A 17,121-nucleotide genomic window follows, 5' to 3' on the forward strand; every position below is an offset into this window, starting at 1 on the left:
TCTGTTAAACCCGAACCGAAAGAAAACTCTGCGGGGCAGAGTTTTCCGGTTCATTGCTCATAAGGCCAAGGGCCGTTGAGCAAGGGGTGTGATGCAGCAAACTGTCGATAGGGAAATCGGGGCGCGTCTGACTGGGCGGGCGCGGTAACGCGCCTGTCGGGGGCAGGCAGGCGCGGCCCGATTTGACACCTGTCAAATCGGGCAAGAACCCAACCACAGCGCCCCTACAACCGCCGCAAACAGTTCTGAGCCAGATACACTTCGTCCGCCGCTGGATCGAACGGAATCCCGGCGTAATCCAGATTGCCCGTCACCGTTGGTCGCGCAATCGCTTGCGGCGCGGGTGTCGGCACCGTCGCGGCCGTCAGCGCATTGCCCGTGGTGTCAATCACCCCGCCCACCACCAGCCGCGTGCTGAAGCTCATATTTTCAATCTTGCCGCCCACCGCGCTACCCAACAGATTGAAACCTGCCGATACCGCCGCTTGCTGCAACGCCTGCTTCGGCGTCTTGCCCTCAACCAGCGACTGCGCGCCCTGCACCCCGCCTTGCAGCCCTGACCCGACAAACATCAGTTGCAACTGCTCGGACCGCATCAACGCCGGATTGGCCCCAGCGATCCCCACCATACCAACGATAAACGTGCCCGAACCGTTGATCACCGCCGCCCCGACATTGCCGGTATCCTGATAGGTCGCCGTGCCGCGCAGCACCGACCCGGCCCCGAGCACACCAAAAGCCGCGCCACCAGACAGCAGCCCTGCCCCCACCACCAGAATGGTCGCCGAGGTGTCGCGGGTGAATTGCGCCACCGCGAGCGCGGTCTCCCACCCCGAGACATTGTTGGAAATGCTTTCCGAAGATTGCCGGGTCGCCCGCCGGCGCATTCCCTCTACCGCATTGAAATCGCTCCGACCGCGCCCGATCATCCCCAGCAGATTGGCCCGCATCGACGCCGGGTCCCGCGCCAGCCGCCCCGCTGCATCCAGATAAAACGTGTTGGTTTCCTCATCGACATCCGCCCGCAACCCGCTCCAATCGGTCTCGAACAGAAATGTCGTGGGCATCAGAAAGCCGTTGTCCACCGAGGTGATCTTTGAACGTGCCTTGATCTTTTCGGCCCGCAGCGCCGCGCGCAACATCAGATAAACGCCCTCTTTATTGATGCCCCAGCGCTGGCCTTGCGCGTCCACCACCACCGTCCACGGCATGGCAAATTCCTTCTTGAAAAAAACTTGATGGGCTAAATTTGCCCTTACGTCTTGAACTCCGCCCGGAAAGCATGACTTTGAGCCGCAACGAAGTCAAATCCCTTAAGGATGCCGCATGTCCCGCCTTTCCTCGCTGACCGAAGCCCTGCTCCAAGCCGCCAAAGCAGCAGGAGCCGAAGCCGCCGACGCGATGGCCCTGTCCGGCAGCTCGCAATCCATCGACATCCGCGCAGGCGCGTTAGAGCAAGCCGAACGGTCTGAGGCCACTGAGATCGGGTTGCGCGTGCTGATCGGCGGGCGTCAGGCCTGCGTGTCGGCGTCCGACACCTCGCCTGCCACTTTGGCGCGGCTGGCGGAACGCGCCGTTGCGATGGCCCGCGAGGCCCCGAATGACCCCTATGCAGGTTTGGCCGCGCCGGATCAGATCGCCAAACACTGGGATCTGGCCGCGCTGCAACTGGTTGAAGACGCAGAGGAACCTTCCGCCGCCCACCTAGAATCCCTCGCCCGCGAAGCCGAAGCAGCCAGCATGGCCGCCCCCGGCATCACACAAGTCGAAGCCTCTGCCGGATACGGTCGCCGTCAGGTGCATCTGGCGGCCTCGAACGGCTTCGCGGGCGGCTATGAACGCTCGTCGCACTCTGTCTCTGCCGTTGCCTTCACCGGATCGGGCACCGCGATGGAACGCGATTACGCAGGCGAAGGCCGCATCTTCGCCGCCGACATGCCCAGCGCGACCAGCATCGGCCAGCTGGCCTCCGAACGCGCCCTTGCCCGCGCCGGGGCGACAAAGCCGAAGACCGGCACCTATCCGGTGATCTTTGACGAACGCGTCGCCTCCTCGCTGATCGGCCACCTGACCGGGGCGATCAACGGCGCCGCCATCGCGCGCGGATCATCTTGGCTGCTGGGTGGCTTGGGCACGCAAGTGCTGCCCGCCCACCTGTCGCTGATCGAAGATCCCTTGCGCCCGCGCATCGGCGGATCCCGCCCGTTTGACGGCGAGGGCCTGCCCTCTGCCCGCCGCATGGTGATCGAAAACGGCGTGCTGCTGGGCTGGACATTGGACCTCGCCACCGCGCGCCAACTGGGCATGCAGAGCACCGGCAACGCCGCGCGCGGCACCTCTGCCCCACCGACACCGTCGAGTTCCAACCTCGATCTCACCCCCGGCACCGCCACCCGCGCCGATCTGATCCGCGACATGGGCACCGGCCTGTTGATCACCTCGATGATCGGCTCCACCATCAACCCCACCACCGGCGATTATTCACGCGGGGCCTCGGGCTTTTGGGTCGAGAACGGCGAAATCCTGTATCCGGTCAACGAATGCACCATCGCGGGCAATCTGCGCGATATGCTCAAACGCATCATCCCCGCCAACGACGCCCGCGCGCATCTGTCCACCCGCGTCCCCAGCCTGCTTGTCGAAGGGATGATCCTTGCCGGAGCGTGATCTTGCCCTGCTGACCGAAGCCGCCCGCGCCGCAGGCGAAGTCGCCCTGCGCTACTGGAAGAACGCGCCAAAAGCTTGGGATAAGGCCGACGCCAGCCCAGTGACCGAGGCGGATCTGGCCTGCAACGATCTGATCCAAGGCATCCTGCGCCGCGCGCGGCCCAGCTATGGCTGGCTGTCCGAGGAAACCCCCGACGATACCGCCCGACTTGATACCGAATATCAGTTCATAATCGACCCCATCGACGGCACCCGCGCCTTTATCGCGGGCGAGAAGCACTTTTCCCACTCGCTCGCCGTTGCCCATAACGGCAAGATCACCGCTGCCGTGGTTTATCTGCCTGCGCTCGACAAACTGTACACGGCCACCGAATACGGCCCTGCGCTGCGCGACGGTCAGCTGATTACATGTAGCCAGAAATCCTTGGCGGATGACCCTAACATTCTGACATCAAAGAATTCTCTTGATCCGCAGAACTGGCGCAACGGCCTGCCGTATTTCCAGCGCAGCTTCCGTGCCTCGCTGGCCTATCGGCTTTGCCTTGTGGCCGATGGCAGTTTTGACGGCATGATCACGTTTATGGATGCCTGGGAATGGGACACCGCAGCAGGCAGCCTGATTGCAGCGCGCGCGGGTGCCAAAGTCAGCGATAAATTTGGCTTGGCATTGGATTTCAACGCTGCTGGTGCGCAATCCGCAGGTGCTTTCGCCTGCGCCCCGCTGCTGCATAATGATCTGATGATGCTTGTAAACGCATAAGGCCGCCCGAAGGCGGCCTTATATGAATGTTTATTCGTAATAATATGAACCGAAGTTCAGATTACTTCTTTTTCGGCGGCACGAACCGCTTCGAGGTGTCCTTGGCATCCAGCTTTGGGCCCGCAGGCTTGGCGAAAGCGGGCTTGCCGAACGATTTGCCTTCCGAGCCATGCGATTTGGACCCAAAGGCTTTGCCCGGCTTACCATCCGCACCACCATGCGACTTGAACCCAGCCGATTTCGGCGCGTAAGCGGGCTTGTCGCCACGCGGCGCATAGGGCTTGCGGTCGCCATCTTCGCGCTTGGCGTAGGGTTTCGCACCCTCGGCACGCGGCGCGTAAGGCTTACGCTCACCATCGGCGCGCGGGGCATAAGCGGGCTTGTCGCCACGCGGTGCATAAGGTTTTGCGCCTTCCGCGCGCGGCGCGTAGGGCTTGCGGTCACCGTCTTCACGCTTGGCGTAAGGCTTGGCACCCTCAGCACGCGGCGCATAGGGCTTGCGCTCACCATCGGCGCGCGGGGCATAAGCGGGCTTGTCACCACGCGGCGCATAGGGTTTCGCCGCGTAAGGCTTCGCACCATCATCTTCACGCTTGGCATAGGGCTTCGGCGCGCGCGGACGCGGCGCTTCTGCCGGAGCAGCCTCAGACCCCTTGATCGGATCATAGCCATCCGCCGCAGCTTCCTCGACCAGACGCGAGGGCTTCGGCACATAGGGGGCTTTCTCGCGCTTCTCATAGGCCGGTTTTTCCGAACGTTCAGCACGCGCCGGGCGCTCTGCCCGATCCCGCGCAGGCGCACGCGCAGCACGTTCCGGGCGATCCATCGAAGGCTCGCCTTCCATCCGCTCCATCACAACGCCGTTTTCCAGTTCCAGCGACAGACCAAACCGGCTGGCCAAGGCTTCGGCGATTTGCACATAGGTAATGTCTTCCTGCACGCGGATCGCACCGATACCGTCTTTGGTGATCGAGCCTGCGTCACAGATTTTCGGCAGCAGCCAACGCGCTTCGGCACGGCCAGCGCGGCCAACCGACAGAGTATACCAAACCGAGGCGCCAAATTCGCTGCGTTCACGCGGCGGTGCTGCGTCGCGGGCTTCCCGCACCGGGCCTGACTGATCCGACAGAACTTCCGGCGCGGACCGGCTGGACCGCCAGCCGCGCACAAAGGCCGCTGCAATCTGCTCTGGCCCAAAGCGCTGGATCAGCGCCAAAGCGGTGTCCATCTCGTCGCTCAGATTTTCTGCCAGGATCGGGTTTTCGAACAGCCGCAGATCGTCTTTCGCCTGAATTTCTTCGGCAGAAGGCGCTGTGCCCCATTCCGCCACAACCTTGGCACCCTGCAACAACCGCTGGGCTTTCTTGAATTCCGAAGGTGCCACGATCAGTGCAGACACACCCTTCGACCCTGCGCGTCCAGTCCGACCCGAACGGTGCAGCAGGGTTTCCGAGTTCGACGGCAGATCGGCATGGATCACCAATTCCAACCCCGGCAAGTCGATGCCACGCGCCGCCACGTCGGTCGCAATACAGACGTTCGCACGGCCATTGCGCAACGCAGTCAGCGCGTTGGTGCGCTCTTGCTGGCTCAACTCGCCCGACAAAGCCACGACCTTGAAGCCACGATTGCCCATCCGCGCCATCAGATGATTGACGTTCACGCGGGTCTTGCAGATCACGATCGCGGTCTTCGCCTCATAAAACCGCAACGCGTTGAAAATCGCATGTTCGCGGTCGCGCACCGCCACCGACAAGGCGCGGTATTCGATGTCGACGTGCTGCTTGGCCTCGCCCTGCGCGGCAATCCGCAGCGCATTATTCTGGAAATCTTCCGCCAGCTTGGCGATCTCTTTCGGCACGGTGGCCGAGAACATCAACGTGCGGCGATCTTCCGGCGAAGCGGCGAGGATATACTCCAGATCTTCGCGGAAGCCCAAATCGAGCATCTCATCGGCTTCGTCCAGAACGGCGGCGCGCAGGCCCGACAGGTTCAGCGATTTGCGGTCGATATGGTCGCGCAAACGACCCGGCGTGCCAACAACGATATGCGCGCCACGATCCAGCACCCGCTTTTCGCTGCGGTAATCCATGCCGCCAACACAAGTCGCAATCACAGCGCCCGCGCTTGCGTAAAGCCATTCCAATTCGCGCGCCACTTGCAGCGCCAATTCGCGGGTCGGTGCGATCACCAAGGCCAGCGGATTATCGGCATACAAAAGCTTGTCCATGCCGCCCAAAATCTGATCGGCAATCGCGATGCCGAAGGCGACGGTCTTGCCCGATCCGGTCTGTGCCGACACCAACACATCGCGGCCCTGCGCATCTTCCTGCAACATCGCCGTCTGCACGGCGGTCAGGTTTTCATAGCCCTTAGCCGTCAAAGCCGCAGCCAAAGGCGCGGCAATCATTTGATCAATCATGTCTTTTCCTGATGGGGGATGGCCTTGGCCATGCCCGTGAAGTCCCATAAAAACGGCACCTCATTCCCCATCGCAAGCCGGCCTCCCTGCCACTTGCCCCGGAATCCTCGGGCCGAAGCGCGTCGCATACAGCGAATCGCGCGGCTTGTATAGGGTGTAGGGGGAACCACCCCACCGCCCGTTCAGATCATCTTGATGGTGTCCTTGCCGACCGCCAGCATATAGCCGCGCCGCGCAATGGTCTTGACCAGCAACTCGCTGACCATCTGATTGCCCAAAGCATCGCGCAGCCGCTTCACCCGCGTTGCCCCCGCCGCTTCGTCACAATCAGCAGCGTTGCGCCCCGAGATCACGCCTTCAATCTGCGCGCCGGTCAGCACGTCATCATCCATCCGCGCCTCGGCCAGCACCGACAGCGTTTCAATCGCGGCCTCAGTCAGCGCAAATTCCATATCGTTGATATAAACCGCCCGCGCTTCGCGGCTGATCACCAAAGTGCTGACCTGAATCCCCGACCGCTGAATCGCCGAAATCCGTCGGTTCAACGCGATGATCGTCACCAGAAACACCAAGGCCGCCACCATCAACGCGGTGGCAAACACCAGAAGCACGAAGATCACCGAACGATAGCTGATCAACACTTCGGAAAACGACGTCCCCGACTGCGCCAAAATCTCCAGCAGTTTGATCTCGCCCCCGGTGGTCAGGTTGTTGTTCTCGACAAACAACCGCTCCACCCGTGCATTGAACGCATTGGCATCCGGCAGGTTCAGAAACAGAAACACCGCAGCGCCCAGCAAGATCAGCACAATCGCCGCAATCCCACCTGCAACCACCCGGTTGCCCGCCTTCAGCACATCAGTAGCGGAGGAAGTAGGCTCCTGCACTGGCTTTCCTTTCACCCAAACCTTCGGGGCCGAACGTGGACAATACGTTCAGCAAAGTCCAGCCATCCGCCGCCAGCCTTGGCGCAAGTTCGCTTTTCGCCGCCCCCTTGCTGCCGCAAGCCCCATCCGAGACCTGCGCCACGCCATAATGTAGTCGCAGCGGGCTGTCCTGCTTGGCCTTGTAGTCGGCATAGCACTCTGCACTCGCAGGCAGCGCCACGCCAAAAGCCAAAATTGCCGCAAGTAACAGGCGCATCTTCTGCACTCCCTCAATCGTTACCAGCACCTTGGGCATAACCGCGCAGCTATTCAATATCCAACCCGGTTTACGGCGCTGCTATCGCATATCAACCGACGGATATTGCTTGGCCAGACGTTGAACGGCCAAGCTCAGGTATCGGCTTCATCCAGAGGCCCACCCAACACATCCCACAAGAAGGAGGTCACAATGTCCGACACCGCTTATGCATCCGAGACTCTTGCCGAAACCATCCACGCCCTGCGCGAAACCCGCCAGACGCCGATGTTCGCCCTGAAACGCCAGGCGAATATCTTTGTTGTTCTGTTGATCGCGATCTCTCTGCTGGCGGCCACCGCGATGCCTTCGCATGCCGACAAGCGCGGCGATGATCTTGCCAAGATCATCGCAGGCGCTTTGGTGATCGGCCTTATCGCCAAAACCATTGATGACAACAAAGACCGCAACAAACCGAAACCGCACAAGCCGCAGCCCTACCCAGAACCCATCCGTCAGCCGCGCGTGCCCTCGGTCTGCGCCATCAGCATCGACAGCAATTCCGGTGACGCGGTGACGATGTATTCCGAGAAATGCATGCGCCGCGAAGGCTTTGACTATCGCCTGCCGCGTTGCGCCCGTGACATTCGGATCTATGGCCAACCCGACCGGGTCTATTCGGCACAATGCCTGCGCGACGCGGGCTTCCGTCTGGGTCGCTGATCCTTCCCATCCGGGCCGCATCCCGATCCCTTTAGCGGTCCGACCCTTGGGGGCGAAGGTTTGAGCAGCTTCGCCCCCCTTTTTTTACCCGTCATTTCGCGCTACGCGAAACAGATGCAAAAATTCTCTGCCAGTTTCGAATTTGAACTCGCCGCCCATGCCCTCGGCCATCGCCATATTGCGGGCGTCGATGAGGTGGGCCGTGGCCCGCTGGCTGGCCCCGTCACCGCCGCCGCCGTTATCCTGGACCCGGCGAATATCCCCCCCGGTCTGGCAGATTCCAAAGCCCTGACTGCCGCCCGACGTGACGCGCTGTACACCGCCATCCTCGCCTCGGCGCAGTGCTGCGTCGCCCATGCAAGCGTCGAGGAAATCGACCAGCTGAACATCCTGCGCGCCAGCCATCTTGCGATGGAGCGCGCCGTCGCGGGTCTTGCCACACTGCCCGACCACATTCTGATCGACGGCAACCTGATTCCCAGCAACCTGAAGGGTCGCGCCAGCGCTATCGTCAAAGGCGATGCCAAATCATTGTCGATCGCTGCGGCCTCGATCATCGCCAAAGTGGTGCGCGATCGCATCATGGTGGATTTGGCGCAACAATATCCCGGTTATGGCTGGGAGGCGAACGCCGGATACCCGACAAAGTTGCATCAGTTGGCACTGCTAAATCTTGGGGTCACTCCTGCGCATAGACGTTCGTTCAAACCTATCCACAATATGTTGTATCAAGACAAATCTGTAACCCCTTGATTCAATAAAGAATTTGACGAGTTATCCACAATGACTCATTCTCTGCATCAACAAACGGTGAATAACACCGAGGGCAGAGGCAGAACATGGCGACGAAAAGCAAACCGGCGGTGGATCATATCCTTCCGCTGAACCAAATCCTTGATGGCGACTGCATCGAGCGTATGAACGCGCTTCCGGCAGGCTCGATAGACCTGATCTTTGCTGATCCTCCATACAACTTGCAGTTGAAGGGTGATCTGCATCGCCCCGATAACAGCAAGGTCGATGCAGTGGATGATCACTGGGATCAGTTCTCCAGCTTCGCCGCCTATGACAAATTCACCCGCGAGTGGTTGGCGGCGGCGAAACGCCTGCTGAAGCCGAATGGCGCGATCTGGGTGATCGGTTCCTATCACAATATCTTCCGCGTCGGATCGGCCCTGCAAGACCAGGGTTATTGGATGCTGAACGATGTGGTCTGGCGCAAGTCGAACCCGATGCCGAACTTCCGCGGCAAACGCCTGACCAACGCGCATGAAACCCTGATCTGGGCCAGCCGCGATGAAGACAGCAAATACACCTTCAACTACGAAGCGCTGAAGGAACTCAATGACGGCGTGCAGATGCGCTCCGACTGGGTGCTGCCGATCTGCACCGGGCATGAGCGGCTGAAGGACGAAAACGGCGACAAGGCCCACCCGACGCAAAAGCCGGAAAGCCTGCTGCACCGCGTGCTGATCGCCACCACCAACCCCGGCGATGTAGTGCTCGACCCGTTCTTCGGCACCGGCACCACCGGCGCTGTCGCCAAGATGCTCGGCCGCGATTTCATCGGCATCGAGCGTGAAGAAGCCTACCGCAAAGTCGCCGCTGAACGTATCAGCCGTGTGCGCCGCTTTGACGCTTCGGCTTTGGAAATCACAGGCAGCAAACGCGCCGAACCCCGCGTACCGTTTGGACAAGTTGTCGAACGCGGTATGCTGCGCCCCGGCGAAGAGCTGTATTCCGTGGGCTCGCGTTTCAGCGCAAAGGTCCGCGCAGATGGCACGCTTGTGGGCCACGAAGTCAAAGGCTCGATCCATCAGGTTGGTGCGGCCTATGAGGGCGCGCCCTCGTGCAACGGCTGGACCTACTGGCACTTCAAGCGCGATGGCAAGATGATCCCGATCGACATCCTGCGCCAACAAATCCGCGCCGAGATGGAGGCCGATCTAGGCCGCCCGCACTAAGCCAAACCACAGAATCCGAACGCCTGTGTCACGGTTCCGCCCATGACACCACTGCCTCAGCATGCCTGTCATGCTGAGGTTTTTTCCGTTAGGCCGCCCGCCCAAGCTGCGCTAGCATCGCTGGATTGCCCCCGCCATTGGTCCGCCATGCCGCCCGATCTGCTCAGCCTGACGCGCATTTGCCAAACCGAGGAAACGGCCCTTAGGGCGATTTTCGAGGATATCGCGGCGGCTTTTGCCCCGCCCTACGATACGAAAATCCGCGCCCGCATTGCCAGCCTGCTTACCTTGGCCGAACCGCGCCGCTACGCCCTGCAACGCGCCCACAGCTTTCACCTCCACGCGCCAGACCTGCACGCCCTGCCGATGCACGCGCCCCAGCGGCAGTATTTCCACGCGGTTTTGCGGCATTTGCGGCTGTATCCCGCGGCCATCACCCGCCTGACCACCGCGCTGACCCAACGCCCCGTGCCGCTGTTTCCCCCAGCACCGCCGCCCTATGGCCCCGCCGCACAAACCCTTGCGCTGCATTCCCGCACCTGGGATCGGATGCACGCCCATCTCAGCCCGCACACCCCCAATCTTTACCACGACACCCCCGGCCACCACGGCGATCTGCCATACCCCAGCACAGATTTTTTGCGCTACGCCATGGCCGCGAGGCGGATTTGCCTTGCGATGGACAAACATGCCCCGGCTTTTCTGGATGTAGGTTGCGGCATCGGCTTGAAGGTTTTCCAGGCGGCGGAGGTGTTCGCCCAATCCGACGGTCTGGAGTACGAGCCCGTCCATGCCGCCACGGGTCAGGCGATGATGCAGCGCGGCGGCTGGCCCGACGCCCGCATCTTCCACGCCGACGCGCTCACGTTCGACCGTTACGGCGACTACGACGTGCTCTATGTCTACAAACCGATGTATGGTGACGCGCTGGAACAGATGGAGGCGCGTCTGATCGGGCAAGCCCAGCCCGGCACCCTGCTGATCGCGCCATATACCGATTTCACCACCCGGTTTGAAACCATGGGTTGCACCCGGATCGAGGGCTTTCTCTACATCATCCGCCCACCAAGATCCCTGCCTGCCATCCTAAAGCGCGCGACGAAAGTCGGCTGCGCCCTGCCCGCCCGTCCGAAAAACGGCTATGTCGAAGACGGGTTTCTAAGCCCGCTGCACCTCGCGTTGCGGCGTTGGGGACATGGCGATTAATGTGCCGGCGCGCCCTTCGGATCAGGGTTCAGCGCCTTATTATAGGTGTGCCAGTCGGCAATATCGGGGTAATACTGGGCCCGCCATGCCTTGACCCGACGGTTCATCATCCGTTTCCACAATGGTGGCACCATCGCCGCCATCGTCATCACCGGATAGCCATAGGGCAGCTGCGGCGCTTCATCTTCCGAATAGGTTTGCAGCAGGGGAAAGCGGCGATCCGGCTTGTAATGATGATCGGAATGCCGCTGCAAATTGATCAACAGCCAGTTTGACGCCCGATGCGAGGCGTTCCAGCTGTGGCGCGGCAGCACATGTTCATAGCGCCCCTCGCCCAGATAGCGCCGGGTCAGCCCGTAATGTTCGATGTAGTTCACCAGCTCCAACTGCCAGACCGCGACCCAGGCCTGCCAGAGAAACAGCGCCAACCCGATCCAGCCGCCCAAGGCCAAAGCCAGCAGCAGCATAGCCCCCTGCAAGCCCCAATAGCGCCAATACGGGCTGGATTTATCCAAAGGTTTCAGCCCCTTGCGCGCCAGCATCGCGGCTTCGGCTTTCCAGGCTGATCTGTGACACTCCACCAGAACCCGTGGCAGAAAGCGATGGAAGCCTTCGTTATAGCGCGCCGTCACCGGATCGCGCGGCGTTCCAACATATAAATGATGCACCCGCAGATGTTCAGATCGGAAATGGCTATACAGCACGGTCGCCAACAGCAGATCACCCAAAAACCGCTCCCAGCTGGGCTTTTGATGCATCAGCTCATGTGCGTAATTGATGCCGATGGTACCTGACACCACGCCCATGCCGAAAAACAGCCCGATCTTCGCGGCTGTCGTCAAATGCTCGGACTGCGGCACATACCACAGCATCCAGCACAGCAAGGTAAACTGCGCCGGAAACCACATCAGCGTGACTAGGCGGTAGTACTTCAGCCCAGCTTCGGGCGTCGAAAGATCGGCGTTATCCTCATTCTGCCCGGTCACCGCATCCAGCAGCGAGAACATCCCCCAAGCATACAGCGGCAAGGCCAGCACAAACCAACCACCCATAAGCGTTGCCAGCACCGCCACCGGGATCAGCCCCAAGGACAGCCAGAACGGTAGAGCGTTTTGCAGGCGTTGCACTTCGGCGCTTGGAATTGTCGTCATCATGGCCCTCTTTTTGGGCCAGTCTAGCGCAAAGGCCGCACTACTCAACGCGGCGTTTTGTCTGGAAACGCAAGGTCATAGGCCTTGCGCATCAGCGTTGGCAGATCGTCAGGGTTTAGCTGCATAAATTCACCTCTCTGCGGATTGGCATCAGAATCGCTGGCCAGCACCTGCAAGATTAGGTGGAAATGTGTGAACGTATGCTTAACTGCCCCCAGGTTTTGCCAATCCGCCGCAAACGGCGCGCCCTGCACCGAGCCATCCCAGCCATCCGACGGAAATCCCAGCATCCCGCCCAACAGCCCGCGCTCGGCCCGGCGTTCAACCAGAACCAGCCCGCCGCGTGCAGCCACCCAAGCCACGCCCTGCCGCACCGGCTTTTCCGCCTTGGCCAACTTGCGCGGCAATTCCACAGCAATGCCAAGGCGTTGCGCCTCGCATATCCCCAACAACGGGCAAATCCCGCAAGCCGGATTGCGCGGCGTGCAGATCGTCGCCCCCAGATCCATCACCGCTTGCGCGTAATCTCCGGGGCGCTGATCGGGCGTCACCAGCCCTGCCAGCCGCACCAGTTCCGGCTTTGCCCCCGGCAGCGGCACCTGAACGGCAAACAGCCGCGCCATCACCCGCTCGACATTGCCATCGACCACCACCGCTGGCTCGTCATGGCAAATCGCCGCCACCGCCGCCGCCGTATAAGGCCCCACCCCCGGCAAGGCGCGCATTCCGGCAGCCGAGGCCGGAAACACCCCGCCATGATCCCGCACCACCGCCCGCGCGCAGGCCAAAAGGTTGCGGGCGCGGGCGTAATAGCCGAGCCCCGCCCATTCCGCCATCACCTCAGCATCCTGCGCCGCAGCCAAAGCCTGAACCGTCGGCCAGCGCGCGATAAAGCTTTGAAAATACGCGGTAACCGCCGCCACCGTGGTCTGCTGCAACATCACTTCCGACATCCAGACCCGGTAGGGATCGGCGCGCAGGCCAGCCGCGCGCGCGGCAGGGGCAACCCGCCACGGCATCACCCGCGCTGATTGGTCATACCATGCCAGCAAGCGCTGGCTTACTTCCGCGTCACGCAATCTTTATCCCCTCACCGCCGCTGACCCTTGGCGGCCCTCTGCTTGCCCGATACAATAGCTTGAACCACGGATAGGACCAGATGGCCCGCACCCCTTCGCCACTTCCCGCTGCCCATCGCCGCATTCGCGGTTTTGAAGCCACATCGGGGCTGCTGAAGGATCAAATCCGCAAAGTTGGCGAATCCCGCGGCTTTGCCATCGCCCGCCTGCTGACGCATTGGCCCGAAATCGCGGGCGAGGATATGGCGCGGATCACACGGCCGGTGAAGGTGGGCTATGGCCGCGAAGGCATGGGTGCAAGCCTGACCTTGCTCACCACCGGACCCAACGCGCCGATCATCGAGATGCAGAAGGAAAAGCTGCGCGAACGCGTCAACGCCGTCTATGGCTATGCCGCGATCTCGCGCATCCTGATCACCCAGACCGCCGCCGTAGGCTTTGCCGAAGGTCAGGCCGAATTCACCACCAAACCGAAAGCGCCCACCGCGCCCGACCCCGCCATCCTGGCCGAGGCTGCCCGTACCGCCGCCCCGATCCAGAACGACGACCTGCGCCAAGCGCTTGAAACCTTGGCGCAAAACATCTTTAATCGCCGAAAATCCAAGGAAGGCTGACTCATGGCTAGACCCCTCGCAACCGCCGCCGCTCTGGCTCTGATCGCGGGCCTCGGCCTGTCGCAGGCTTACGCACAAACCACCACCACAGAGGTGCCTGCCACCCCGGCCACGCCGGTTGTGATCGACCCCGCCACCATTCCCGATTACGGCATTGGCCAGATCGACGCCAAGGTGAAGATGGTCGAATATCTATCCTTCACCTGCTCGCATTGCGCCGCCTTCCATGCCGATGTCTATCCGCAGCTGAAGGCCGATTACATCGACACCGGCAAGGTCCGGCTGGAATATCACGAGGTCTATTTCGACCGCTACGGCCTCTGGGCTGCGATGGTGGCCCGTTGCGGCGGTGAGATGCGCTATATGGGCATCACCGACATCATCCTCGACACCCAGAAAGACTGGACCAATTCCGATGATCCGAACGCAGTCGTTGAAAACCTGAAGAAAATCGGCCGCACCGCCGGGATGGATGACAAAACCCTCGACGCCTGCATGAAAGACGCGCCGATGGCCGAGGCTTTGGTCAAGCATTTTGAAACCAACATGGCTGCCGACCAGATCGAAGGCACCCCGACCTTCATCATCAACGGCACCAAGCACTCCAACATGGCCTATGCCGATCTGAAAGCCGTGCTCGACGCAGAGCTGGCGAAGTAAATGAACACTCCACTGGCGGGCGTCAAAGTCATTGAACTGGCTCGGATTCTGGCTGGCCCTTGGGCCGGTCAGACCTTGGCCGATCTCGGGGCCGACGTGATCAAGGTCGAAGCCCCCGAGGGCGATGATACCCGCCGCTGGGGCCCTCCGTTCATTGAACGCGATGGCGACAAATCTGCCGCCTATTTCTACGCCACCAACCGCGGCAAACGCTCGATCACCTGCGATTTCCGCACCGCCGAAGGTCAAGACACCGTCCGCCGTCTGATCGCCGACGCCGATGTGCTGATTGAGAATTTCAAAGTCGGCGGCCTTGCCAAATATGGCCTCGACTATGCCTCCCTGAGCAAAATCAACCCAAAACTGGTCTATTGCTCAGTCACAGGCTTTGGCCAAACCGGCCCCTACGCCCACCGCGCTGGCTACGATTTCATCATCCAAGGCATGGCCGGCCTGATGTCGGTCACAGGCGAGCCCGGCGGTCAGCCGCAAAAAGTCGGCGTCGCAGTCACAGACATATTCACCGGAGTCTACTCCGCCACCGCCATCCTCGCCGCCCTCTTGCAGCGCGGCCGCACCGGACAAGGTCAGCACATCGACATGTCACTGCTGGATGTCGCCACCTCGATCATGGCCAACCAGTCGATGAACTACCTCGTCTCCGGCACCCCCCCCGGCATGATGGGCAACGCCCACCCCAACCTCGCCCCCTACGCCGTGTTCGATTGCGCCGACGGCTGGATCATCCTCGCCACCGGAAACGACGCCCAATACCGCCGCCTCTGCGCGATCCTGGGGCTGGATGACATGGCAACCGCGCCGAATTTCGCCACCAACGCCGACCGCATCGCCAACCGCGTCGAGATGACCGCCCGCATCACCGCAGCCACAAAAACCTGGACCAAAGCCGCGCTTTTGGCCGCCTGCGAAACCGAAGGCGTCCCCGCAGGCCCGATCAACTCCCTCGACGAAGTCTTCGCCGACCCGCAAGTCATCGCCCGCCAGATGCAAATCGCCCCCGATGGCCTACCCGGAGTCCGCTCCCCGATGACCTTCTCCGGCGCAGAGCTGTCGCTAGACCGCCCCGCCCCCAAACTCGGCGAACATCAAAACGACCTGTAGGGTGCATGATTTCACGCACCACGCCTTCCACAAGCCCCCCACAGGGCAACGCCTGACCGCCGGGTGGGCGAGCCACAGAGTTTCTAGGCGCTTTATGCCTCAACAAACTCCCCAGAAGTTCTGCTCAAGACAGCCCAAAAGCGCCCGCCCGAGGGGGCGGTCAGGCGCTGCCCGGCGGCGCTAAAGCGCCTTGATTCCGGGCTGGAGTGTTTACTTGAAAGGTTGGAAAGGCAACTTCTTGTAGCTGAAGCTTTGTGAGACAACGCAAAGACTAGCCCCGCCGCCGACTTCCTGCACCAAAGCCGCATAGTTGCTGTCGCTACCATAGCACCACCTCACCCGCAGAAGCCCTCCCCCCGCATGAAACTAAAGAGTACCATGTTGCCAAACTCGGTCGAAAAAATAACACCAATCAGATAGCCACGCTCCCCAGTCGAAGAAACAACATTGAACATGTATCTTCGAACATCCGTTAGCGCCGGATCATCGTCGCCTGTTGGTTTGATGCAGAAATCACCTATTGTTGTACCTGGTTTCGATTTGGCCCATTCGGCCATAATGTCTACAATCTGATCCATGTCAGTTTTGCTTCGGATCGACCAGTCTGCCTCTGGCGGATTGGGCGGATTAGAAAGCACCAGACCGACGCCCTTCCATAGCTCTACGCGGCCGTTGCTGTCTCGATCTATATTTCTGACCTGAATCATTGCGTCTCCATCACTGTTCACGCAGGCCGTTTTTTCTGCAACCGTGGGAGTGGACTTACAATTAAGCCCCGCGAAATCAAACGGTTCGCCCTTGTAAAACGTCTCAAGATAGCGCTCGACGAACTCGCGCTTGAATACTTCTATTGCGGTGTCGGCTTGGGCTCGCGGCACCATGCTGAACAAAATGAAAATGCAGAGAAAAAATACACGCATCGTTACTGCAATCCTTTTGGCACATAAAAAGTGTAAAGCGAGACTAACCCCTCACCCCCACCCGTAATTAAAGCTCACGCTGATCCGATCCTCATCCGCCATATTCATCGGCACTTCATGGCGCAGCCAGCTTTCCCACAGCAGCACTTCGCCCGCGTCCGGTTCCCGATACACGAAGGTCCGCAGTTCATCCCGCACCTTGGCTTTGCGCGGCGGGGCGGCCATCATCATCGGCAGCCGCGGGTCTTCAAACTTGATCGCCGACGTCCCCTTCGGCATCGTCACATAGCACGTCCCCGAGATCACGCTATGCGGATGGATATGCGAGCTGTGCACCCCGCCCTGCGGCAAGATATTGATCCACAAGCTATCCAGCTTGATCTTCTTGTTGCCGAGATCAAACTGCACATCCTTCACAAAGCCCTCAACATGCTTGTCCAACACCTTGACCAAGGCTTTAAAAATCGGAAACCGCCACGGCAGATCGTCGAGTGAGGCATAGCTGGTGTAGCCCGGATAGCCGTGCTTTTCGCACCAGTTCTGCCCGGCCTCATCATCCTCGGCGATGGCGAGGCAAGAATTTTCCAACTCCTCCAGATCAATCGGCTTGCCCTGTTCGGCCAAAGCGGCGCGATAGAGGCGGGTGACAAACAGCGATTCAATAGTCGACATGGCCTGATACTCCATTGCGGGCTTCGCGAGGTCAAAGGT

At 60.9% G+C, this 17,121-nt stretch carries 17 protein-coding genes; 9 read left to right on the top strand and 8 right to left on the bottom strand.

Going from position 1 to position 17,121, the window contains the following annotated elements; genetic code table 11:
* Window positions 1-224: 224 nt before the first annotated feature.
* A complete protein-coding gene (locus tag U1A24_RS15845) occupies window positions 225-1,211 on the bottom strand; it encodes a hypothetical protein (protein ID WP_322322949.1) in 987 nt (328 codons plus the stop codon).
* A gap of 115 nt (window positions 1,212-1,326) precedes the next feature.
* Between U1A24_RS15845 and U1A24_RS15850 the strand changes: the two genes are divergently transcribed.
* Both U1A24_RS15850 and U1A24_RS15855 read left to right on the top strand, forming a co-directional pair.
* Window positions 1,327-2,667, top strand: a complete 1,341-nt coding sequence (locus U1A24_RS15850) for a TldD/PmbA family protein (protein WP_322322950.1) — start codon at window positions 1,327-1,329, stop codon at window positions 2,665-2,667.
* Window positions 2,654-3,427, top strand: coding sequence for a 3'(2'),5'-bisphosphate nucleotidase CysQ (locus U1A24_RS15855; protein ID WP_322322951.1), 774 nt, complete (start codon window positions 2,654-2,656; stop codon window positions 3,425-3,427). The genes U1A24_RS15850 and U1A24_RS15855 overlap by 14 nt, the downstream gene beginning before the upstream one ends.
* 61 nt (window positions 3,428-3,488) lie before the next feature.
* Here U1A24_RS15855 and U1A24_RS15860 read toward each other — a convergent pair whose 3' ends face one another.
* From U1A24_RS15860 to U1A24_RS15870, 3 genes are all read right to left on the bottom strand, one after another.
* On the bottom strand, window positions 3,489-5,849 hold the full coding sequence (locus tag U1A24_RS15860) for a DEAD/DEAH box helicase (RefSeq protein WP_322322952.1): 2,361 nt from the start codon (window positions 5,847-5,849) through the stop codon (window positions 3,489-3,491).
* A 182-nt stretch (window positions 5,850-6,031) separates the two neighbouring features.
* Window positions 6,032-6,736: a hypothetical protein gene (locus U1A24_RS15865; RefSeq protein WP_322322953.1), complete on the bottom strand. Its 705-nt coding sequence runs from the start codon at window positions 6,734-6,736 to the stop codon at window positions 6,032-6,034.
* Window positions 6,708-6,992 carry a hypothetical protein gene (locus U1A24_RS15870; RefSeq protein WP_322322954.1) on the bottom strand — a complete coding sequence of 95 codons (285 nt, stop codon included), beginning with the start codon at window positions 6,990-6,992 and terminating at the stop codon, window positions 6,708-6,710. Before U1A24_RS15870 ends, U1A24_RS15865 begins: the two co-directional genes overlap by 29 nt.
* A gap of 192 nt (window positions 6,993-7,184) precedes the next feature.
* On the opposite strand from U1A24_RS15870, the gene U1A24_RS15875 reads away from it, so the two are divergent.
* From U1A24_RS15875 to U1A24_RS15890, 4 genes are all read left to right on the top strand, one after another.
* Window positions 7,185-7,694, top strand: coding sequence for a hypothetical protein (locus U1A24_RS15875; RefSeq protein WP_322322955.1), 510 nt, complete (start codon window positions 7,185-7,187; stop codon window positions 7,692-7,694).
* A 93-nt stretch (window positions 7,695-7,787) separates the two neighbouring features.
* The gene (locus tag U1A24_RS15880) at window positions 7,788-8,447 is read left to right on the top strand and encodes a ribonuclease HII (protein ID WP_322322983.1); all 660 of its coding nucleotides are present in this window, start codon (window positions 7,788-7,790) and stop codon (window positions 8,445-8,447) included.
* Window positions 8,448-8,533: 86 nt separating this feature from the next.
* On the top strand, window positions 8,534-9,658 hold the full coding sequence (locus tag U1A24_RS15885) for a site-specific DNA-methyltransferase (protein WP_322322956.1): 1,125 nt from the start codon (window positions 8,534-8,536) through the stop codon (window positions 9,656-9,658).
* Window positions 9,659-9,805: 147 nt separating this feature from the next.
* A complete protein-coding gene (locus U1A24_RS15890) occupies window positions 9,806-10,864 on the top strand; it encodes a class I SAM-dependent methyltransferase (protein WP_322322957.1) in 1,059 nt (352 codons plus the stop codon).
* Here the strand turns inward: U1A24_RS15890 and U1A24_RS15895 are convergent.
* Complete coding sequence (locus U1A24_RS15895) at window positions 10,861-12,015, bottom strand: alkane 1-monooxygenase (protein ID WP_322322958.1); 1,155 nt, start codon at window positions 12,013-12,015, stop codon at window positions 10,861-10,863. The genes U1A24_RS15890 and U1A24_RS15895 overlap by 4 nt on opposite strands.
* Before the next feature lie 44 nt (window positions 12,016-12,059).
* A complete protein-coding gene (locus tag U1A24_RS15900) occupies window positions 12,060-13,094 on the bottom strand; it encodes an A/G-specific adenine glycosylase (RefSeq protein ID WP_416173499.1) in 1,035 nt (344 codons plus the stop codon).
* 80 nt (window positions 13,095-13,174) lie between these two features.
* Between U1A24_RS15900 and U1A24_RS15905 the strand changes: the two genes are divergently transcribed.
* The 3 genes from U1A24_RS15905 to U1A24_RS15915 are packed head-to-tail and all read left to right on the top strand — an operon-like array spanning window position 13,175 to window position 15,490.
* Window positions 13,175-13,708: a DUF721 domain-containing protein gene (locus tag U1A24_RS15905; RefSeq protein ID WP_322322959.1), complete on the top strand. Its 534-nt coding sequence runs from the start codon at window positions 13,175-13,177 to the stop codon at window positions 13,706-13,708.
* Between the two features lie 3 nt (window positions 13,709-13,711).
* On the top strand, window positions 13,712-14,368 hold the full coding sequence (locus U1A24_RS15910) for a DsbA family protein (protein ID WP_322322960.1): 657 nt from the start codon (window positions 13,712-13,714) through the stop codon (window positions 14,366-14,368).
* On the top strand, window positions 14,369-15,490 hold the full coding sequence (locus U1A24_RS15915; protein ID WP_322322961.1) for a CaiB/BaiF CoA-transferase family protein: 1,122 nt from the start codon (window positions 14,369-14,371) through the stop codon (window positions 15,488-15,490).
* Between the two features lie 335 nt (window positions 15,491-15,825).
* On the opposite strand, the gene U1A24_RS15920 is transcribed toward U1A24_RS15915, so the two are convergent.
* Window positions 15,826-16,410: a hypothetical protein gene (locus tag U1A24_RS15920; protein WP_322322962.1), complete on the bottom strand. Its 585-nt coding sequence runs from the start codon at window positions 16,408-16,410 to the stop codon at window positions 15,826-15,828.
* Window positions 16,411-16,461: 51 nt separating this feature from the next.
* Complete coding sequence (locus tag U1A24_RS15925) at window positions 16,462-17,082, bottom strand: TIGR02466 family protein (RefSeq protein ID WP_322322963.1); 621 nt, start codon at window positions 17,080-17,082, stop codon at window positions 16,462-16,464.
* Window positions 17,083-17,121: the final 39 nt, after the last annotated feature.

Origin of the sequence: Cypionkella sp. (assembly GCF_034376685.1) — a bacterium.
Classification (GTDB): Bacteria; Pseudomonadota; Alphaproteobacteria; order Rhodobacterales; family Rhodobacteraceae; genus Cypionkella.